The organism is Paraburkholderia sp. IW21, assembly GCF_041321145.1.
Taxonomy (GTDB): domain Bacteria; phylum Pseudomonadota; class Gammaproteobacteria; order Burkholderiales; family Burkholderiaceae; genus Paraburkholderia.
This window is the reverse complement of record NZ_JBGGWA010000002.1, coordinates 658,539-677,783: the sequence shown is the minus strand read 5'-3', so window position 1 is coordinate 677,783 and position 19,245 is coordinate 658,539. Positions and strand designations below refer to the sequence as shown.

The following is a 19,245-nucleotide window of genomic DNA, read 5'->3' as shown; positions in this document are numbered from 1 at the left end:
GAAAGCGACCCGCGGGTCGCTTTCTTTACACCTGCTCGCGCCATCAATGACGCCGCTGAAACAGCTCAAGCCCCTTCGGTCAGCGCCCGAATTGTCGGCAGGTTACGCCAATAGCCTTTGGCGTCCATACCGCAGCCGAACACATAGCGGTCCGGCACTTCGAAGCCACAGTAATCCGGATGCAGCGGCTTGGCCTTCGGAATGATCTTCTCGCACAGCACCGCGCTCAGGAAACGCTTCGCGCCCATCGCGAGGATGCGGTCGCGGATCGCGGCCATCGTCTCGCCTTCGTCCAGAATGTCGTCGAGTACCAGCACCACGCGATCCTTCACCGACTCGGCGGGTGCCACGCGCCACTGCATCTCGCTGCCACCCTTGGTGGTGTTGCGATAACGGGTCAGGTGGATGTAGTCGAACTCGAGCGGGAAATCGAGGTGCGGCAGCAGCATGCCGGTGAAGACCGCCGCGCCGCCCATCACCGACAGCACGAGCGGGAAGTCCTCGCTCATCTCGTCGCGGATGGCGGCAGCCATGCCGCTGATCGACGCGTTGACGTCGTCGGCCGAAACGATTTCTTCGGAGTGGGTAAAAATGTGGAGGGCTTCTTCGCGGTTCATGACGTCTGACGGGCGGTAACTGTATACATAGTGTGGGTGAGAACGCCCCGAAGGAAGTCCCCTGGGGACGGCGGCGTGCGGTACAGAATAAACCCGCACAAATCCCGAGTCAGCCGCGCGCCATCGTTCATGCATGGAACCACGCCCGCCGCCGTCTTGCTAAAGCTTAGCGCATGCCGGGCATCATGCCCTTCATGCCGCGCATCATCTTCTGCAGATTGCCGCCCTTCAACTTCTTCATCATTGTGCGCATCTGGTCGTACTGGTTCAGCATGCGGTTGACTTCCTGCACCTGCACGCCCGCGCCCGCGGCGATGCGGCGCTTGCGGGTGGCTTTGATGAGGTCGGGCTTGGCGCGCTCCAGCGGCGTCATCGAGTTGATGATGCCTTCCATGCGGCGCATCTGCGACTCGGCCATGCCCATGTTGGCGCCGGCAGCGGCCTGCTGGAACTGCGCCGGCAGCTTGTCCATCAGCGACGACAGGCCGCCCATGCTCTTCATCTGCGTAAGCTGCGCGCGGAAATCGTTGAGGTCGAAGTCGCCGCCTTTCTTGACCTTGTCGGCGAGCTTCTGCGCGGCGTGTACGTCCACGCCACGTTGCGCTTCTTCGACGAGGGCGAGAATGTCGCCCATGCCGAGAATCCGGTTCGCCATGCGATCCGGATAAAAAATTTCCAGGCCGTCGAGCTTTTCGGCCACGCCGACGAACTTGATCGGCTTGCCCGTTACGTGACGCACGGAAAGTGCCGCGCCGCCGCGCGAGTCGCCGTCGAGCTTGGTGAGGACCACGCCGGTGAGAGGCAGTGCGTCGCTAAACGCCTTTGCGGTGTTGACCGCATCCTGACCCAGCATCGCGTCGACGACGAACAGTGTTTCCGCCGGCTTCAACTCGGCGTGCAACGCGGCGATTTCCTGCATCATCGCTTCGTCGATACCCAGACGGCCGGCTGTGTCGACCAGCAGCACATCGTGATAATGGCGCTTGGCCCAATCCACCGCGGCGCGCGCGATATCGACCGGTTTCTGATCCGGTTCCGACGGGAAGAAGTCCGCGCCGACCTGCTCGGTCACCATCTTCAACTGCGCGATAGCGGCCGGGCGGTAGATGTCGCACGAAACGGTCAGGACTTTCTTCTTGTACTTTTCGCGCAGGAGCTTGGCGAGCTTGCCGACCGTGGTCGTCTTACCGGCACCTTGCAGACCCGCCATCAGGATGACGGCCGGCGGCGTGACGGCGAGATTCAGCTCGACCGCTTTGCCTTCATAGTCGCCGCCGATGATCGCGGTCAGCTCGCGCTGCACCACACCGACCAGCGCCTGGCCCGGCGACAGGCTGCTGATGACTTCCTCGCCGAGCGCTTTTTCTTTCACCTTGGCGATGAACTCACGCACGACGGGCAGCGCCACGTCCGCCTCGAGGAGCGCGAGGCGCACTTCGCGCAGCATTTCCTGAGTGTTCGCCTCGGTGAGCCGGGCTTCGCCGCGCAGCGTCTTGACGACGCGCGCCATCCGTTGAGTCAGATTGTCGAGCATGGGGAGCGATGATGAACAGTGCGGCCCGGGCAGTGCGCGAAGTGGAAGACGTCGCGGAGCAGGGGCCTAGTGTAAACTTCGAATATGGATATTGTACTGTATGCCCTCACTGCGCTCCTCTACGGCGGTCTTGCCGTGGCCGGCTGGCGCTCGCACCGGCACGCCAGCGTGCGCCCCATGCTCGAGAGCGTGCCGCCGGTGCCCGTCGCCGCGGGCGTTTCGGCCGCGTCGGGCATGAGCATGCCGGGTCGCGCGTTGCTGTTCGTCGCGCTGCTCGCCCATGGCGTGTTGCTGCATACCACCATCTTTCCTCAGAATGCGATGGTGTTCGGTTTCGCGTTCGCGCTGTCGGCCATGTTCTGGCTCGGCGCCGGAATCTACTGGATCGAGAGCTTTTTCTTCCCGCTCGACGGTCTCCGTCTGCTGGTGTTGCCGCTTGCCTGCGTCGCTTCTTTATTGCCGCTGGCGTTCAACGGCGTGCGCGTGCTGCCGTATTCCGCCGCGCCGATGTTCAAGCTGCACTTCCTGATCGCCAATATCGCGTACGGTCTGTTCGCGATTGCGGCGCTGCACGCGATTCTGATGCTGCTGGTCGAGCGGCGTCTCCACGCGATGCGCGGCGGTGTGTCGCAGCGCAACGTGTCCGCAGCGGGTAACGGCTGGCTGTCGAGCTGGCTCGACACGCTGCCGCCGCTGCTCACGCTGGAAAAACTGCTGTTCCGTCTGATCGGCGCCGGCTTCGTCCTGCTCACGCTGACGCTGCTCTCGGGCATCATGTTCAGCGAGCAACTGGTCGACCGTGCATTGCGGCTCGATCATAAGACCGTCTTTGCGATTCTTTCCTGGGTGATGTTTGGCGCGCTGCTGACCGCGCGCAAGGTTTCCGGCTGGCGCGGCCGTGCGGCATTGCGCTGGGTGCTGGCGTCGTTCGTCGCGCTGCTGCTGGCGTACGTCGGCAGCCGTTTTGTATTCGAGGTGCTGTTGCACCGTGCTGTAGTGTGAGTGCCCTGCTATGCGACAAATATTTCTACTGATCCTGTTGTTCATCGTCGGCCAATGGCTGGTGAAGGCGCTGCGCCGTCATGACGCGCAAGCCGCACAACGCACTGCCGGGGCAAAAGGCCAGAGCGGTCCGAATGGCGGTGCGCGCGCGTCCGCCTCTCCGCAAGCGCCGCCGCAACTCGCCGAGCCGATGATCCGTTGCGCGGAATGCGGCGTGCATGCACCGAAGAGCGACTCGGTCGTGGTGGCGGGACAGCCGTTCTGCAGCGCGGCGCATGCGCAACGTCACGGCGCGCATCCCACGGGCCGCGACGCTCGATGAGCGTCGAGTTCGCCGTCGATGCCGACGGTTGGGTTGCCGCCGCACGCAAATTGCCATCGCCGAATTTTGAAGCGCGGCCCGAAGGGGTCGTGCCGACGCTGATCGTCGTCCACAACATCAGCCTGCCGCCCAATGAATTTGGCGGCACGGCGATCGCCGAACTGTTCCAGAACACACTCGACTGCGATGCCCACCCGTACTACGACACGCATCTGCGCGGCGTGCGCGTGTCGGCGCATTTCGTGATTCATCGCGACGGCGCGCTCGACCAATTCGTGTCCTGCAACGAGCGGGCATGGCACGCCGGACCGTCGAATTTTTTCGGCCGCGAGCGCTGCAATGATTTTTCGATCGGCATCGAACTGGAAGGCAGTGACACCACTGCTTTCGAAGCGGCGCAATACCGCACGCTCGGTACGCTCGTAAGCGCGCTCAAGACCCGCTATCCGGTCGAGGGGCTCGCCGGTCACTCGGACATCGCCCCCGGCCGCAAGACCGATCCTGGGCCTCATTTCGACTGGCAGCGTCTGCAGCGCGACACCGCCTTGGCGGATCAGTACTTCCCCTATCTCAAGTTTTCCAAAACCCCGTAACAGCCCTTAACGCGACTTCGCATGATGCGAGGAGAGCAAGGCGCAGCCTTGTTCTCCGGGGAGACGGCTTCGCGTCGGGCGATGCAAATGTCAAGCGGTCGAGAGCAAATAAATCGATTTGACCTGTCTTGAAACTCCACTATACTTGGTGCCTGAAATTCAGTTTTGCACTATATCTTGTGTCCGGTGTGTATAACTCTGTGCATAACCGAGTGCATAAGTTATGCGGCGCCCCGCTCTTTCGAGCATGGCGCCGCAAGCATGCCAGGCAGCGAAAAATAATTCCTGCGGCGCGGCCGGTAGAGACCTCCGGCGGCATCCAGAAGCATTCAGGAAAAAGGCACAGCAAGTGATCGCGACACACATGGTGAAGACCGTTATCAATTCGAATCAGGCTTCATCGCAGTCGCATCCCGCCATCCGGCTCAGCCAGCCTTTTCCCTGCCCCCCATCGCATGCGCACGCGGCGGCGCAGCGTTCGTTTTAATCCGCGGCTTTCTCCGCAACATTTCCAGGACCAGGAGCTTTGCACATGCAAACCACCGACAACGTGACGACCCGGTATGAAGGCTCACCGGCCAGCCAGGCCTTCGGCCAGGCTCAAGGCGCAAACGCGCTTGCGCCGCAAGCCACTTACGCCGACTACAAGGTGATCCGTCGTAATGGCAGCGTGGTGTCGTTCGAGCCGTCGAAAATCGCCATCGCCGTGACGAAGGCATTTCTGGCCGTCAACGGTGGTCAAGGCGCGGCGTCCGCGCGGGTGCGCGAACTGGTCGAGCAACTCACGCAGAACGTGGTGCGCGCGCTCGTGCGCAGCCGTCCGAACGGCGGCACGTTCCATATCGAAGACATCCAGGACCAGGTCGAACTCGCGCTGATGCGCGGCGGCGAACACAACGTCGCGCGTGCGTACGTGCTGTATCGCGAGAAGCGCACCCAGGCGCGCGGTCATGACGAGCAGATCGTCGCCAACACGCCGGGTCTGAACGTCACCGACAACGGCGTGACGCGTCCGCTCGACATGGCTGCGCTGCGCGGCATCATCGAACTGGCTTGCTCGAACCTGGGCGACGCCGTGAGTGCCGATCCGATCATCGCCGAAACGGTGAAGAATCTGTACGACGGCGTGCCGATGACCCAGGTCTACGACTCGGCGATTCTGGCTGCCCGCACGATGATCGAAAAGGACCCGGCCTACAGCCAGGTCACCGCCCGCATCCTGCTGCACACGATCCGCCGCGAGATCCTCGAAGAAGAAGTCACGCAAACGGAAATGGGCGAGCGTTACGCCGAGTACTTCCCGCAGTTCATCAAGCGCGGCGTGCAAGCCGAACTGCTCGACGACAAGCTGCTGCAGTTCGACCTGAAGCGCCTCGGCGGCGCGCTCGACAACAACCGCGACCTGCAATTCGGCTACCTCGGTCTGCAAACGCTGTACGACCGCTACTTCCTGCATCACGACGGCGTGCGCATCGAAATGCCGCAGGCATTCTTTATGCGTGTCGCGATGGGCCTGTCGTTGAACGAGATCGACCGCGAAGCGCGCGCGATCGAGTTTTACAACGTGCTGTCGAGCTTCGACTTCATGTCGTCCACGCCCACGTTGTTCAACTCGGGCACGCGCCGCTCGCAATTGTCGTCGTGCTACCTGACCACGGTCGACGACGACCTCGACGGCATCTATGAAGCGCTGAAGGAAAACGCGCTGCTGTCGAAGTTCGCCGGCGGTCTGGGCAACGACTGGACGCGCGTGCGTGCGCTCGGTTCGCACATCAAGGGCACCAATGGCAAGTCGCAAGGCGTCGTGCCGTTCCTGAAGGTGGTCAACGACACGGCTGTGGCAGTCAACCAGGGCGGCAAGCGTAAGGGCGCGGTGTGTGCGTACCTGGAAACGTGGCACCTGGACATCGAAGAATTCCTCGAGCTGCGCAAGAACACCGGCGACGACCGTCGCCGCACCCACGACATGAACACGGCGAATTGGATTCCCGACCTGTTCATGAAGCGCGTGATGGAGGGCGGCGACTGGACGCTGTTCTCGCCGTCCACCTGCCCGGACCTGCATGACAAGTTCGGCGCCGAGTTCGAAACGGCTTACACGGCTTACGAAGACAAGGTCGCGCGCGGCGAGATCAAGCTGTTCAAGAAGCTTCCGGCGGCGCAACTGTGGCGCAAGATGCTGGGCATGCTGTTCGAAACCGGCCACCCGTGGATCACGTTCAAGGATCCGTGCAATGTGCGCTCGCCGCAACAGCACGTCGGCGTGGTCCACTCGTCGAACCTGTGCACGGAAATCACGCTGAACACCAGCGACGCCGAAATCGCCGTCTGCAACCTGGGCTCGGTGAACCTCGTCGCTCACCTGAAGGAACAGGCCGACGGCACGCTGGTGCTCGACCACGACAAGCTGAAGCGCACCGTCAGCGTCGCGATGCGCATGCTCGACAACGTGATCGACATCAACTACTACGCGGTTGCCAAGGCACGTAACTCGAATCTGAAGCACCGTCCGGTCGGCATGGGCATCATGGGCTTCCAGGACTGCCTGCACCTGCTGCGCACGCCGTACGCGTCGCAAGAGGCGGTCGCGTTCGCCGATACGTCGATGGAAGCGGTTTGCTACTACGCTTACTACGCGTCGACGGAACTGGCGCAAGAGCGCGGCCGTTACTCCAGCTACCGTGGCTCGCTGTGGGATCGCGGCATCCTGCCGCAAGACTCGGTGAAGCTGCTGGCCGAAGCGCGCGGCGGCTACGTCGAAGTCGATTCGAGCGAGTCGATGGACTGGACCGAACTGCGTTCGCGTATCGCCACCTACGGCATGCGCAACTCGAACTGCGTCGCAATTGCACCAACGGCGACGATCTCGAACATCATCGGCGTGTCGGCTTGCATCGAACCGACCTTCCAGAATCTGTATGTGAAGTCGAATCTGTCGGGCGAATTCACGGTGGTCAACGACTACCTGGTGCGCGACCTGAAGGAACGCGGCCTGTGGGACGAAGTGATGGTCGCCGACCTGAAGTATTTCGACGGCACGCTGTCGCGGATCGACCGCATCCCGGCCGACCTGCGCGCGATCTACGCGACCGCGTTCGAACTCGATCCGGTGTGGCTGGTCGAGGCGGCATCGCGTCGTCAGAAGTGGATCGACCAGGCGCAGTCGCTGAATATTTACATGGGCGGCGCATCGGGTAAGAAGCTCGACGAGATCTACAAGCTTGCATGGGTGCGTGGTCTGAAGACGACCTACTACCTCCGCACGATGGCGGCGACGCACGTCGAGAAATCGACGGTTGCTCACGGCGCGCTGAACGCGGTGAGCTCGGGTGGCGGCGAAGGTTCGGGCGGTGCGGCAGGCGGCGCGGCGGGTGGCTTCGGCGCGAGCGGCGGCGCGGCTTCGGGCGGCATCCAGGCAGCAGCGGCAGCGCCGGCAGTCGCAGTCGAAGCAGCGCCGGAAGCGGATGGTCCGGTGTGCATGATGCGTCCGGGCGACCCTGGCTTTGAAGAGTGCGAGGCTTGCCAATAAGTAGGATGCAGGCAGCAGGATCGTTGCTTGCTGAAGGGTTGTAGGTAATGACCCGCATGCGGCGATCAGCGAGCCTGATAGTAGTGAAGCCGAAGTGACGTGGAAGCGAAGAGGATGAGCGGGGCGGCGAAACGAAATCGAAGTCGCGCCGCTCATCGAAAGCAGCGAAGCACGGCAGGCAGCTGAAGTAGTGACGAGGCAGGTAAAGCAGTCAGCAGTCGGCAGCACAGACGAAGCGCGCGACACAGCGCGCTCAGCAAACGCTTCGATCGATGGGGCGAGCCACATCGCCGGCCATATGCATCGCTCGACATTGCATTGAACTTCACCTCGCTAGCGCTGACGAAAGAGCAAACGCGGGCAACCGCGACGAGAGGCGCGAGGCAGCAGGAAGCAAGCGCAAGACACTGCAAGCACGCTCCGCAATACAGATAGATAGAGCAGCGAAGCGTCCCTTCGACACGTTGCTCTTCGAGCTCGCGAAGCACCTCGACGACACACGTTCAACACGCTTCATATGAGGCGACACACACAGTCTGTTGAACAAAGTGTTGTATGAACGTAGCAACGCGAATCGAAAACAGGATTTTTCACAAGCGAACTCTTTTAACGCTCGTGAAAAGATGGTACAAACCGTTCTAAATTGATGGTGACATTTATGCTCAACTGGGATGACGAGATCACTGCCGTAACTCCCTCGAGCGCTACGCAACAGAATGTGTTGCGCAACGCTGCGGGATCGGCTGTCGGTTCGCAAGTCGGAACGCGTTCCGCTCCTCAAGCTCCCTCGGCTCAAGACATCTTCGCGAACGACATCGCTGTCGCTCCCGTTGCTCACGTTACCGGAACGGCTGCCGTTTCCGAAGCGCGGGTGAATGTCGCCGACAAGCGCATCATCAACGGCCAGACCGACGTCAATCAGTTGGTGCCGTTCAAATACAAGTGGGCCTGGGAAAAGTATCTGGCTGGTTGCGCCAACCACTGGATGCCGCAAGAAGTGAACATGTCGCGCGACATCGCCCTCTGGAAAGACCCGAACGGTCTGACCGAAGACGAGCGCCGCATCGTCAAGCGCAACCTGGGCTTCTTCGTGACGGCGGATTCTCTCGCCGCCAACAACATCGTGCTGGGCACCTACCGCCACATCACGGCCCCCGAATGTCGCCAGTTCCTGCTGCGCCAGGCGTTCGAAGAGGCGATCCACACGCACGCTTACCAGTACATCGTCGAATCGCTGGGCCTCGACGAAGGCGAAATCTTCAACGCGTATCACGAGGTTTCCTCGATTCGCGCGAAAGACGAATTCCTGATTCCGTTCATCCATACGCTGACCGACCCGGCCTTCAAGACCGGCACGCTCGAGGCAGACCAGACCCTGCTGCGCTCGCTGATCGTGTTCGCCTGTGTGATGGAAGGCCTGTTCTTCTACGTCGGCTTTACGCAAATCCTGGCGCTCGGCCGTCAGAACAAGATGACCGGCGCGGCGGAACAGTACCAATACATCCTGCGCGACGAGTCGATGCACTGCAACTTCGGCATCGACCTGATCAATCAGATCAAACTCGAAAACCCGCAACTCTGGACGGCTGAGTTCCGCGCGGAAATCCGCGAGATCTTCCAGCAAGCGGTCGAACTTGAATATCGTTACGCAGAAGATACGATGCCGCGCGGGGTGCTCGGCCTCAATGCGTCGATGTTCAAGAGCTATCTGCGCTTCATCTGCAACCGCCGTTGCCAGCAGATCGGTCTCGATCCGCTGTACCCGAACGAGGAAAACCCGTTCCCGTGGATGAGCGAGATGATCGACCTGAAGAAGGAACGCAACTTCTTCGAGACGCGAGTGATCGAATATCAGACTGGCGGTGCGCTGACCTGGGAGTGATCCGGGTTCGTGCCGTAGATGCATTCATTTATGGGGTGCCGGCGGGCTTCGGCCGCGGCAATTATGGTTAGGAGCTTAACTGCCTGATGCAAAGCGTGCCCAGTGCGCCGCGTGCCTTCGCGGCCCACGAATATGACAGGCACTTTGCGAACCCTTCAGTGGGATGGGCAAACTTCCCCCGGAAAAAGCCGCTGGCGTCGCCGTCAGCGGTTCGATCAAGCAATTGCCGGCGTTGAGATCCAGCGCCGACCAGATCTGGCGCGCGGTGCCCAAGGGCACGGCGCGCCTTACCGCATTCATTAGCGTAAGCGCGCAGCACCTGCGTACGCCGATGAATAGCCCGCTTCGTAGCGCGCGCCCTGAGAAGCGTCCGCGGGAAGCGGGTTTTGACGAAGGGTGGTGTTTGAACTGACTCTCATCTGAAAACCTGAAGGAGAAAATGATGGCAACTGCAAAAAAAGCCGCCGCTAAGAAACCCGCAGCCAAGAAGGTTGTAGCAAAGAAGGCTGCGCCGGCCAAGAAGGCCGCTCCGGCGAAGAAAGTCGCAGCGAAGAAAGTCGCTGTGAAGAAGGTTGCAGCAAAGAAGGCAGCACCGGCCAAGAAGGTTGCAGCGAAGAAAGCTGCGCCGGCCAAGAAGGTTGCAGCCAAGAAAGTCGCTGTGAAGAAGGTAGCAGCGAAGAAGGTTGCGGCGAAGAAGGCAGCACCGGCAAAGAAGGCAGCGCCGGCTAAGAAAGCCGCTGTGAAGAAGGTAGCAGCAAAGAAGGCAGCGCCGGCGAAGAAGGCCGCAGCAAAGAAGGCCGCACCGGCTAAGAAGGCTGCTGCCAAGAAGGCTGCGCCGGCGAAAAAGGCTGCTGCCAAGAAGGCTGCGCCTGCGAAAAAGGCTGCCGCTAAAAAGGCTGCGCCTGCCAAGAAGGCTGCCGCGAAGAAGGCCGCTGCGCCTGCCAAGAAGGCTGCCCCTGCGAAGAAGGCTGTCGCCAAGAAGGCGGCGCCTGCTCCCGCTGCGACTTCTGTCTCGAGCGCACCGGCGGCGACGGTGAAGACCGCGCTGAACCCGGCAGCGGCATGGCCGTTCCCGACGGGCAGCCGTCCGTAATTTGGCCTATAAATTGGCCAATAAGCGGTAGAAGTACTTCGACACGTCGTATGCTGTGTCGATGATCGAGTAGCGCTTAAGTAGCAGCATGACCGAGCGCTACTCGGTCAGGGTCCCGTTGCCGGGTTTCTGGCAACGGGATTTTTTTTGGGTCTCGCGACGGCGCCCGCTTCAAGAAACGGCTGCAAAACCTACAGGCGAAAAAAAACGCATGCACAGGGGAGGGCATGCGTTTGAGGTCGCCGCGGCGGCGCGTGAAGCGCGACCGCGCGAGAGGGGAAACTTAGTGCGTGACGCGTGTGACGCCACCGCTGGAGAGCAGCCGCACGCGCTCGCCGGCGCGGAAGATTTCGCCGGTGGCACTTTGGGTGATCGCACGCATGTCACCGTTATCGAGTCGCACGGTGATCTCGAGACCGTCGCGTACCGCCACGCCGTTCTCGACCGAATTGCCGGCCACCGCGCCGGCCAGGCCGCCGATGATGCCGGTAAGAATCGAGCCGCGGCCGCCGCCGATCGCGCTGCCGGCCACCGCACCCAACGCGCCGCCGCCGATCGCACCCAGGCCGCTCGGCTGGCCGTTGTTCGAACTGATCTTCACGGCCCGAACGCTGTCGACCGTGCCCATGCGGACCGTCTCTTCGCGCTGCGCCTGTGACGCCGTGTAGACGTCTGCAGAGCTGCTGTTGTACGCGCACCCGGACATGGCCAGCGAACCGGCAATTAAAGCGCCCACTACCAGGCGACTCGTCGTTCTCATTCCCTAACTCCAATAGCTTGCGGTATTACTGCAGGTCGTATCCGAACGCCTGCTTGAACCGTTCGTTGATCTCCGCCCGGCTGGGCGCGTAGTTTTGCGGCCCCTGGTGTTCGATCTTCAGTGCGCCCATCAAACTCGCGAGGCGCCCGGTGGTGGCCCAGCCAAGCTTGTTTTCGATGCCGTACAGCAAGCCGCCGCGGAACGCGTCGCCGCAGCCTGTGGGATCGAGCACTTGCCGTGCCGTGACCGCCGGAATCGCTTCGACTCCGCCTGCGTGATGAATCTGCGCGCCCTGTTCGCCGAGCGTGACGATCAGTGCTTCGACCTTGCCGGCGATCTCTTCGATCGACCAACCTGTTTTGTTGCTCACCAGTTTGGCTTCGTAATCGTTGACAGCTACATAAGTGGCAAGTTCAATCATGCGCCGCAGCGACGCGCCGTCGAACAGCGGCAAACCTTGGCCCGGATCAAAGATAAACGGCACGCCGGCCGCTGCCAGGTGCTCCGAATGCTGGATCATGCCGTCATAGCCATCAGGGGCGACAATGCCGAGCGTGATGCCTTCTGCTTCGTCGGCGCGATTCAGATGCGACTGCATCATCGCGCCCGGGTGGAAAGCGGTGATCTGATTGTTTTCCAGATCGGTAGTGATCATCGCCTGGGCCGAGTAGGTTTCCGGCACGACGAGCACGTTTTCCGTCGACAGGCCCAGCTGCGCGAAGCGGTCCATGTAGAGCTGCGCGTCGATCGCGCCGAGCGTCCCCATGATGCGCGCGTTGCCGCCGAGCAGATGCAGCGAGTAGGCAATGTTGCCCGCGCAGCCGCCGAACTCGCGGCGCATCGTCGGCACGAGAAAGCTCACGTTCAGGATGTGGACCTGCTCCGGCAGGATGTGATCCCGAAAGCGGCCTTCGAAGGTCATGATGTTGTCGTAGGCGAGCGAACCGCAAATCAGCGTAGCCAAGGCGAGCGTTCCTGTAAAAATCGATAAAGAATGGGCGCGACGATGTGACAGCGCCGCGCATGAAGCGCGGCGCCAGGATTCGTGCGCGAAGGTGTTTACTTCAGTGCGGCGAGTGCTGCATCGTAGTTCGGCTCGTTCTTGATTTCGCCGACCAGTTCAGCGTGCACGACCTTGTCGTTCTCGTCGAGCACCACCACGGCGCGTGCGGTCAGACCCGTCAACGGGCCGCTCGTCACGTCGACGCCGTAGGCTTGCGCGAACTCGTGGCCGCGGAACGTAGACGCCGTGACGACGTTCTCGATGCCCTCGGTCGTGCAGAAGCGCGAGGCGGCGAACGGCAGGTCGCCCGACACGACGATCACAGCCGTGTTGCTCAGCTTGGCGGCGGCTTCGTTGAACTTGCGGGTCGAGGTGGCGCAGGTCGGCGTGTCGAGGCTCGGGACGATGTTCAGCACCTTGCGCTTGCCGGCGAAATCGGCGAGCGACAACGGCTTCAGATCCTTGCCGACCAGCGAGAAGGCCGGGGCATTCTGGCCCACGGACGGGAACGTGCCGGCTACGTCGATTGGGTTACCACCCAGCGTGACTTGACTCATGTTGTTGTGCTCCGAAGATTCGTCAGGAATGACGGTGAACGCGCCCGGTCTGTGCCGGGCGCGCGAGGGTGCGTTACGGATAAAAAATCTGTACGCGGAAATTGGACGCGACCGCATTGCCCGTGTCGAGGTGCACGATCATGGTCTGGGTCGTATGCGCCGGCAGGCCGGCCGCGATCGGCGTGCCGGGTGCGACGTAGTCTTGCGGCCACAACACGCGGCGGACGGCGACATTGTTCTTGTCGTCGAGCAGCGTGAGTTCGATGGCCGGGTAGGCCAGCGCAACATTGAAGCGATTGCGCAGCGGCATCTTCAGTTCGAGCTTGTGCGGGCCGTCGATCTGCCGCAGATCGGACGGCTCGACCTGCAAGCCGTCGATGTCGTGCGGCGGCGTAATCTGGCAACCGAGTTGCGCGCAGGCCTTGGCATACAGTATTTGCGAGCGCGGGAAAGAGACCTGCACGGTTTCGCGCTGCCACCACGCGAGTTGGGCGAGCAAGGCGATAACCAGTAGCGCTGCGACGACCGAGCCGGAAATGATCCAGGCGAGGCGGCGCGGTTCGGGCGGGCGAGTTTCGCGCATCACCGGAAAGGGATCGGCGCCGTCATGGACGGGCTGGACCGTGAAGGGTTCGCCGCTCGATCCAACCGCGGCTGCGCCCGGGCCGCCTTGGGCGCCGCCGCCTGCGCTGCCTGCACCCGGGCCGCTCGCGCCGGCCGCACCTACGCCGGCCGCTCCAAAATGTGGCTCGTGGTCAGGAACGCCATGCAAGGCGGCCGACTCGTTCAGAACCGGCTCGTCAGCATCGGCAAGGTGGTCAGAAGGGCGCTCGGTCTTGTGCCAGACCCGCGGTGCGTCTTCCGCGGGCGGATTGGCCTCGTGAGCGGAAGGCTCGAGCGGAGCGTCCGCAGGTGCATCGGATTGATAGGCAAAAGGTTCGAGCGGCGCATCCGCCAGAACGGGCTCTTTGTCGGAAGGAATTGGCGGGTTGAAGGTGCTGGGCGGCAGTTCCAGTTCCGGCTCGGTAGCGTGGCGCGGCGTGACCGCGACGCCTACGCCAGTGGAAACCGGCGTGAGCGGCAGATTGCTGGCGTTGTGAAGCAGACGGTTGTCGATCACGGCGTCGGCCGCCGGGGCCCACGGATCCCAGGCTTCGGCGCTGAAATCGGGCCCCTTGGGACGGACGCCGGACAGTGCCTCGATGGCCGCAGCTGCGGCCATCGGCTTGGCGGTGGCGAAATCGCCACCCTCGTTCAGTTCGAACAGGCTGCTCGAAGCGTCGAATACTTCATGGCATTGACCGCAGCGCACCAGGCCGCGGCGCAGCGCGAGCTGCGCCGGTTGCAGGCGGAAGACGGTATCGCAGAAGGGGCAACGCGTTGCCAGGAGCATATTGAGCCGATAAGCCGAAAGGCCGTTGGTTGGACAATACGCCTTATTCTAATGGCTTTCGCGGCGCGTTCCCGTTAGACATACCCAACCTTCGTGTTCGCGCCATACGCCGATGTCGATCCATTGCGCGTAGACCTGCGCCACTTCGTCCGCTTGCCGCGCCAGAATGCCCGACAGCGCGATCCGGCCGCCCGGTTTGACCTTCGACGACAGCATCGAGGCCATCAGTTTGAGAGGATTGGACAGGATATTGGCGACTACGATATCGAATTCGCCGGTGGGGCATTCGTCAGGCAAACCGTACGTGACGTCCGCCCGGTTGCGTTCGCTGTTGTGACGCGCCGATTCGACCGCTTGCGGATCGATATCGATGCCGTACACCGGATTGGCGCCGCACTTCTTCGCAAGGATCGCGAGGATGCCGGAACCGCAGCCATAGTCGAGTATGGATTGATCGGACTTCACCGACTGTTCCAGCCATTCCATGCACAGACGCGTGGTGGGATGGCTGCCGGTGCCGAATGCAAGGCCAGGATCGAGTTCCAGCACAAGTGCCTCAGGATCCGGTGCATCGTGCCACGACGGCACGACCCAGATTCGCTCGCCGATCGGAATCGGATCGAATTGCGATTGCGTGAGACGCACCCAATCCTGCTCTGCGACTTCACGCACGGAAAACGATGGCGCGGTTTCGAGCCCCACCTCATTGGCCGCCGCAGCGAGCAGCACCGCCGGCTCATGTTCCGGCGCGAGCAACGCGATCACGCGCGAACGCTGCCACGCCGTACGGTCCGGCGTGAGACCGGGTTCGCCGAACAGCGGCTGCTCGTCGGGCGTGTCGGCGTCCGCATCTTCAACTGATACGGACAGCGCCCCCAACTCGAGCAGTGCGTCGGAAAACTCCTCCGCGTGCTCGCGTGCCAGTTCGGCGATCAATTCCCGGTAACTCATGACTTACGCTTCTTCCGGTGCGGCCTGCTGCTTCGCGGCCAGGCGGTTTTCGAGGTAGTGAATGCTGGTGCCGCCCTCGACAAACTTCGCGTCCAGCATCAGCTCGCGATGCAACGGGATGTTGGTCTGGATGCCTTCCACCACCATTTCCGACAGTGCGATGCGCATCCGCTTGATCGCCTGTTCGCGCGTCGCGCCGTAAGCGATCAGCTTGCCGATCATCGAATCATAGTTCGGCGGGACGAAATAGCCATTGTAGGCGTGCGAATCGACGCGGATGCCGGGACCGCCCGGCATGTGCCACGACGTCAAACGACCCGGCGACGGCGTGAACTTGAACGGATCTTCCGCGTTGATCCGGCATTCGATCGCATGGCCCTTGAACACGATGTCGCGCTGACGGAAAGCGAGTTTCTCGCCGGCCGCGATGCGGATCTGTTCCTGCACGATGTCGACGCCGGTGATCAGTTCGGTCACCGGATGCTCGACCTGCACGCGCGTATTCATTTCGATGAAGTAGAACTCGCCGTTTTCGTACAGGAACTCGAACGTACCCGCGCCCAGATAGCCCATCTTCTTGCAGGCGTCCGCGCAGCGATCGCCGATGCGGTCGATCAGGCGGCGTGCAATGCCCGGTGCCGGCGCTTCTTCGATCACTTTCTGGTGACGGCGCTGCATCGAGCAATCACGCTCGCCCAGCCAGACCGCGTTCTTGAACGAGTCGGACAGGATCTGGATTTCGATGTGCCGCGGGTTCTCCAGGAATTTCTCCATGTAGACCTGCGGATTGCCGAACGCACGGCCAGCTTCTTCGCGCGTCATATTGACCGCGTTGACCAGCGCCGCTTCCGTGTGGACCACGCGCATGCCGCGACCACCGCCGCCGCCCGCGGCCTTGATGATCACCGGGTAGCCAACCTGACGGGCAATTTTCACGATCTCTTTCGGATCGTCCGGCAACGCGCCTTCAGAACCCGGCACGCAGGGCACGCCGGTCTTGATCATGGTCTGCTTCGCGGTCACCTTGTCGCCCATCATCCGGATCGTTTCCGGGCGCGGGCCGATGAAGGTGAAGCCGGACTGCTCGACGCGTTCGGCGAAATCGGCGTTTTCCGACAGGAAGCCGTAGCCGGGGTGGATCGCTTCGGCGTCCGTCACTTCTGCCGCGCTGATCAGCGCCGGCATGTTCAGGTAGCTCAGATTCGAAGGCGCCGGGCCGATACAGACCGCCTCGTCGGCGAGCTTCACGTACTTGGCTTCCTTGTCGGCTTCTGAATAGACGACGACCGTCTTGACGCCGAGCTCGCGGCAGGCGCGCTGGATACGGAGCGCGATCTCGCCACGGTTGGCAATGAGGATTTTTTCAAACATAGCGGTTTTTCGACTCATCAATAGGCGCCCGGTTGATCACAACACAGGCCACCTCAGAGGATCGGTCGCGCGCCTCGGACAGCAGGCACGCGGGCGGCAAGCGCAAAAAAAGCGCCAAGCGTGCCGCGTTAGCCGACCACGAACAGCGGTTGGCCGTACTCGACCGCCTGGCCGTTTTCGACGAGGATTTCCTTGACCACGCCGGACTTGTCCGACTCGATTTCGTTGAGCAGCTTCATCGCTTCGATGATGCAGATCGTCTGGCCTTCCTTGACCGTGTCGCCCACCTGGACGAACGGTTCGGCGCCCGGGGACGGTGCACGGTAGAAGGTGCCGACCATCGGCGAGGTCACCACATGGCCTTGCGGCGCGGCGGCGGCCGGCGTGGCCGGGACGCCCGCGGCGGCCGCCGGCGCTTCGCCCACCATGGGTGCCGGCTGAGCGTATTGCGGGGCATACGAAGCGGACGGTTGCACGTAAACCGGCGGTGCATTCTTGACGATGCGGACCTTGCCTTCGCCTTCGGTCACTTCGAGTTCGGAAATACCGGACTCCGAGACGAGGTCGATCAGAGTTTTCAGTTTACGTAGATCCATCAGGAAGCCCCTTTCAATGCGTAAAGTGCCGGCGCGTGCGCAGCCGGCTCAAATTTGATGTGTTTGGATCAGCCGCGCGACGAACCGGCCGACAGCCGGTCGAGCGCGAATTCGAGCGCGTACATGTACCCCTTCCAGCCGAGGCCGCAAATGACGCCCTCAGCCTGGTCGGAGAAATACGAGTGATGCCGGAACGGTTCGCGACGATGCACGTTCGACAGATGAATCTCGACGAACGGGATGCCGACCCCCGCCAGTGCGTCCCGAATGGCCACGCTGGTGTGCGTGTACGCGGCGGGATTGATGAGTATGAAATCGGTTTTTTCAGTCCGCGCGGATTGGATGCGATCGACCAGTGCGCCTTCATGGTTGCTCTGGAACGACGCGAGTTCGGCGCCGGCGTCCGCTGCGCGGTCCGCGAGTGCCTGATCGATCTGCGGTAGGGTCACGCGACCGTAGACCTCGGGTTCCCGGGTGCCGAGAAGGTTGAGGTTGGGTCCGTGCAGTACCAGCAGTCGCGTCATGGTCGCTTCTTTTTCCGTGGAATTGGGCGCACTTTAGCGCTGATTAGAGAAACTTGTCTAGTTTCCTGCGCGTTGGGATTGATCTCGGCGAACTTATGCCGCTCCCACAGGCGCCCATCTTCTCTCAAATTTAGGCGATCTGTGCGCAATTTCGCGCGTTCCGCCGCTATCCGGACGTCAAAAGAATATGAAATTTACAGTGCGTCGAGCGTCTGTTTCAGCGCTTGCGGGTCGATTTGCCCTAATTTTGTCGAACGGATGTGGCCTTTTGCGTCGATTACGACGGTAAAAGGCAGGCCGCCCGCAGTATTGCCGAACGCGCGGGCGAGGTCTGCGCCGCCGAAGCCGGTCACATAGACCGGGTAGGCCACTTTCACCTTCTGCAAGAAGGCCTGAACGTTTTTCTCCGAATCGACGCCCAGCCCGACGAACTGGATGCCTTTCTTTGCATATTCGCGTTGAAGTTGCGAAAGGGCTGGCATTTCCTCGACACACGGCCCGCACCACGACGCCCAGAAATTGACGACGATTGGGTGGCCTTTCAGCAAACTTAGCGATTGCGGCTTGCCGTCGACGTTCGTGACGGGCGCGGCCCACAATTGTTCGACCGCGCTCTGGGTGGAAGCGCCCTGCGCCGCATGGGCGACTTCGGCGCCGCCGTTCAGCCAATGATTGGCCAGCACCCCGCCGCCCGCAGCGACGATTGCGACAAGCGCGCCTGCCAGAATCCGTCTCGTATTCATTCCAGGTCTGTCTGATTAATTAGTTGAAGGGGTGACGTCGCTACTGTCGAACAGCGCCTGGACCGCCTGCAGGTTCGCCCGGGCGGTGCGGCCACGCGCATCGGCCCGGACCGCGCCGCGCAAGTCGTCCGTTTCGTACAGGGCGACGTGGACACCAGCCGGTTCCGCTTCGCGCCCTTCGTTCGTGGGGCGCCACAGAAAGCTCAGCGTCTCGACGTAGCCGCGACCGGCGAAATGCCGCGTCTCTGAAACGTCGTACTGGATGTTGGCGTTGAGAAAGTAGATCGCAACTTCCTTGGGGTTGTCGCAGAACACCTGGAGATGAATATCCGAGTGTTCGCCCGCTGTGCCACCGAGTACCGCACCAGTCAGATACGGATTGAATGGTGCGAGGCGTTCCATCCAGTCGATCGCGATACCGCGTAGCCGCCGCAGGAGCACCGGCTGGCTGTCGCCCTGAAAAAGCGACTGATATTCACGGATTTCTTCTTCGATCTGGTCGTTATCCGGCAGCCATTCACCGGCAACACGGCTCTCGCCGACTACCTGCCGTGCCGCTTTACGCTTGGCCGTTGCGTAGTCCAGACCGTCTTCGGCGATTATCCGGGCAGCCGCGATGGCGATTTCCTCGCGCACGCGCTGCGGATCGAAGTGTGATTTGCGAACCATCTCTCAATCATACTAGAGATTGATGACAGCCCTTTCTGGGCGGTTCGCGCCGGGTATTCGACGATAAGCGGGGCGGGCGGCCATTCATAGGGCGACAGGGAGGCGT

At 62.0% G+C, this 19,245-nt stretch carries 18 protein-coding genes and 1 pseudogene; 7 read left to right on the top strand and 12 right to left on the bottom strand.

The window, feature by feature from the left end; all coding sequences use genetic code 11:
- Positions 1 to 65: 65 nt before the first annotated feature.
- Positions 66 to 617, bottom strand: coding sequence for a hypoxanthine-guanine phosphoribosyltransferase (locus ACAX43_RS06960; protein WP_370707664.1), 552 nt, complete (start codon positions 615 to 617; stop codon positions 66 to 68).
- A gap of 166 nt (positions 618 to 783) precedes the next feature.
- Positions 784 to 2,151 (bottom strand): signal recognition particle protein, encoded by a 1,368-nt coding sequence (gene ffh, locus ACAX43_RS06955; RefSeq protein WP_370707663.1) that lies wholly within the window; start codon positions 2,149 to 2,151, stop codon positions 784 to 786.
- 84 nt (positions 2,152 to 2,235) lie between these two features.
- Between ffh and ACAX43_RS06950 the strand changes: the two genes are divergently transcribed.
- From ACAX43_RS06950 to ACAX43_RS06920, 7 genes and pseudogenes are all read left to right on the top strand, one after another.
- Entirely contained in the window at positions 2,236 to 3,153 is a 918-nt protein-coding gene (locus tag ACAX43_RS06950) for an inner membrane protein YpjD (RefSeq protein WP_370707662.1), read from the top strand.
- 10 nt (positions 3,154 to 3,163) lie between these two features.
- Positions 3,164 to 3,475: a PP0621 family protein gene (locus ACAX43_RS06945; protein ID WP_370707661.1), complete on the top strand. Its 312-nt coding sequence runs from the start codon at positions 3,164 to 3,166 to the stop codon at positions 3,473 to 3,475.
- Complete coding sequence (ampD, locus tag ACAX43_RS06940) at positions 3,472 to 4,068, top strand: 1,6-anhydro-N-acetylmuramyl-L-alanine amidase AmpD (RefSeq protein WP_370707660.1); 597 nt, start codon at positions 3,472 to 3,474, stop codon at positions 4,066 to 4,068. The genes ACAX43_RS06945 and ampD overlap by 4 nt, the downstream gene beginning before the upstream one ends.
- A gap of 532 nt (positions 4,069 to 4,600) precedes the next feature.
- Entirely contained in the window at positions 4,601 to 7,597 is a 2,997-nt protein-coding gene (locus ACAX43_RS06935; protein WP_370707659.1) for a ribonucleoside-diphosphate reductase subunit alpha, read from the top strand.
- Between the two features lie 658 nt (positions 7,598 to 8,255).
- Positions 8,256 to 9,479 carry a ribonucleotide-diphosphate reductase subunit beta gene (locus ACAX43_RS06930; protein WP_370707658.1) on the top strand — a complete coding sequence of 408 codons (1,224 nt, stop codon included), beginning with the start codon at positions 8,256 to 8,258 and terminating at the stop codon, positions 9,477 to 9,479.
- Positions 9,480 to 9,565: 86 nt separating this feature from the next.
- A pseudogene (locus ACAX43_RS06925) lies at positions 9,566 to 9,891 on the top strand (hypothetical protein).
- A 30-nt stretch (positions 9,892 to 9,921) separates the two neighbouring features.
- Positions 9,922 to 10,572 (top strand): histone H1-like repetitive region-containing protein, encoded by a 651-nt coding sequence (locus ACAX43_RS06920; protein WP_370707657.1) that lies wholly within the window; start codon positions 9,922 to 9,924, stop codon positions 10,570 to 10,572.
- Positions 10,573 to 10,855: 283 nt separating this feature from the next.
- Here ACAX43_RS06920 and ACAX43_RS06915 read toward each other — a convergent pair whose 3' ends face one another.
- The 10 genes from ACAX43_RS06915 to ACAX43_RS06870 form a co-directional block, all read right to left on the bottom strand.
- A complete protein-coding gene (locus tag ACAX43_RS06915) occupies positions 10,856 to 11,332 on the bottom strand; it encodes a glycine zipper 2TM domain-containing protein (protein WP_370707656.1) in 477 nt (158 codons plus the stop codon).
- Between the two features lie 25 nt (positions 11,333 to 11,357).
- Positions 11,358 to 12,296, bottom strand: a complete 939-nt coding sequence (locus tag ACAX43_RS06910) for a carbohydrate kinase family protein (RefSeq protein ID WP_370707655.1) — start codon at positions 12,294 to 12,296, stop codon at positions 11,358 to 11,360.
- Between the two features lie 95 nt (positions 12,297 to 12,391).
- Complete coding sequence (gene tpx, locus ACAX43_RS06905) at positions 12,392 to 12,892, bottom strand: thiol peroxidase (RefSeq protein WP_370707654.1); 501 nt, start codon at positions 12,890 to 12,892, stop codon at positions 12,392 to 12,394.
- 73 nt (positions 12,893 to 12,965) lie between these two features.
- Entirely contained in the window at positions 12,966 to 14,285 is a 1,320-nt protein-coding gene (locus ACAX43_RS06900) for a zinc-ribbon and DUF3426 domain-containing protein (RefSeq protein ID WP_370707653.1), read from the bottom strand.
- A 48-nt stretch (positions 14,286 to 14,333) separates the two neighbouring features.
- Positions 14,334 to 15,236 (bottom strand): 50S ribosomal protein L11 methyltransferase, encoded by a 903-nt coding sequence (prmA, locus tag ACAX43_RS06895; RefSeq protein ID WP_370707652.1) that lies wholly within the window; start codon positions 15,234 to 15,236, stop codon positions 14,334 to 14,336.
- A 3-nt stretch (positions 15,237 to 15,239) separates the two neighbouring features.
- The gene (gene accC / locus ACAX43_RS06890) at positions 15,240 to 16,607 is read right to left on the bottom strand and encodes an acetyl-CoA carboxylase biotin carboxylase subunit (RefSeq protein ID WP_120347522.1); all 1,368 of its coding nucleotides are present in this window, start codon (positions 16,605 to 16,607) and stop codon (positions 15,240 to 15,242) included.
- 128 nt (positions 16,608 to 16,735) lie between these two features.
- A complete protein-coding gene (gene accB, locus ACAX43_RS06885) occupies positions 16,736 to 17,203 on the bottom strand; it encodes an acetyl-CoA carboxylase biotin carboxyl carrier protein (protein WP_370707651.1) in 468 nt (155 codons plus the stop codon).
- Between the two features lie 68 nt (positions 17,204 to 17,271).
- Positions 17,272 to 17,727, bottom strand: coding sequence for a type II 3-dehydroquinate dehydratase (gene aroQ / locus ACAX43_RS06880; protein WP_370707650.1), 456 nt, complete (start codon positions 17,725 to 17,727; stop codon positions 17,272 to 17,274).
- Positions 17,728 to 17,921: 194 nt separating this feature from the next.
- A complete protein-coding gene (locus ACAX43_RS06875) occupies positions 17,922 to 18,470 on the bottom strand; it encodes a TlpA family protein disulfide reductase (RefSeq protein ID WP_370707649.1) in 549 nt (182 codons plus the stop codon).
- Positions 18,471 to 18,485: 15 nt separating this feature from the next.
- Positions 18,486 to 19,139: a UDP-N-acetylmuramate--alanine ligase gene (locus ACAX43_RS06870; RefSeq protein ID WP_370707648.1), complete on the bottom strand. Its 654-nt coding sequence runs from the start codon at positions 19,137 to 19,139 to the stop codon at positions 18,486 to 18,488.
- Positions 19,140 to 19,245: the final 106 nt, after the last annotated feature.

Bases quoted from the DNA above. Each gene is read 5' to 3' on its own strand.
- ACAX43_RS06960 (WP_370707664.1), bottom strand. From the start codon at position 617: ATGAACCGCGAAGAAGCCCTCCACATTTTTACCCACTCCGAAGAAATC.
- ffh (WP_370707663.1), bottom strand. From the start codon at position 2,151: ATGCTCGACAATCTGACTCAACGGATGGCGCGCGTCGTCAAGACGCTG.
- ACAX43_RS06950 (WP_370707662.1), top strand. From the start codon at position 2,236: ATGGATATTGTACTGTATGCCCTCACTGCGCTCCTCTACGGCGGTCTT.
- ACAX43_RS06945 (WP_370707661.1), top strand. From the start codon at position 3,164: ATGCGACAAATATTTCTACTGATCCTGTTGTTCATCGTCGGCCAATGG.
- ampD (WP_370707660.1), top strand. From the start codon at position 3,472: ATGAGCGTCGAGTTCGCCGTCGATGCCGACGGTTGGGTTGCCGCCGCA.
- ACAX43_RS06935 (WP_370707659.1), top strand. From the start codon at position 4,601: ATGCAAACCACCGACAACGTGACGACCCGGTATGAAGGCTCACCGGCC.
- ACAX43_RS06930 (WP_370707658.1), top strand. From the start codon at position 8,256: ATGCTCAACTGGGATGACGAGATCACTGCCGTAACTCCCTCGAGCGCT.
- ACAX43_RS06920 (WP_370707657.1), top strand. From the start codon at position 9,922: ATGGCAACTGCAAAAAAAGCCGCCGCTAAGAAACCCGCAGCCAAGAAG.
- ACAX43_RS06915 (WP_370707656.1), bottom strand. From the start codon at position 11,332: ATGAGAACGACGAGTCGCCTGGTAGTGGGCGCTTTAATTGCCGGTTCG.
- tpx (WP_370707654.1), bottom strand. From the start codon at position 12,892: ATGAGTCAAGTCACGCTGGGTGGTAACCCAATCGACGTAGCCGGCACG.
- ACAX43_RS06900 (WP_370707653.1), bottom strand. From the start codon at position 14,285: ATGCTCCTGGCAACGCGTTGCCCCTTCTGCGATACCGTCTTCCGCCTG.
- prmA (WP_370707652.1), bottom strand. From the start codon at position 15,236: ATGAGTTACCGGGAATTGATCGCCGAACTGGCACGCGAGCACGCGGAG.
- accC (WP_120347522.1), bottom strand. From the start codon at position 16,607: ATGTTTGAAAAAATCCTCATTGCCAACCGTGGCGAGATCGCGCTCCGT.
- accB (WP_370707651.1), bottom strand. From the start codon at position 17,203: ATGGATCTACGTAAACTGAAAACTCTGATCGACCTCGTCTCGGAGTCC.
- aroQ (WP_370707650.1), bottom strand. From the start codon at position 17,727: ATGACGCGACTGCTGGTACTGCACGGACCCAACCTCAACCTTCTCGGC.
- ACAX43_RS06875 (WP_370707649.1), bottom strand. From the start codon at position 18,470: ATGAATACGAGACGGATTCTGGCAGGCGCGCTTGTCGCAATCGTCGCT.
- ACAX43_RS06870 (WP_370707648.1), bottom strand. From the start codon at position 19,139: ATGGTTCGCAAATCACACTTCGATCCGCAGCGCGTGCGCGAGGAAATC.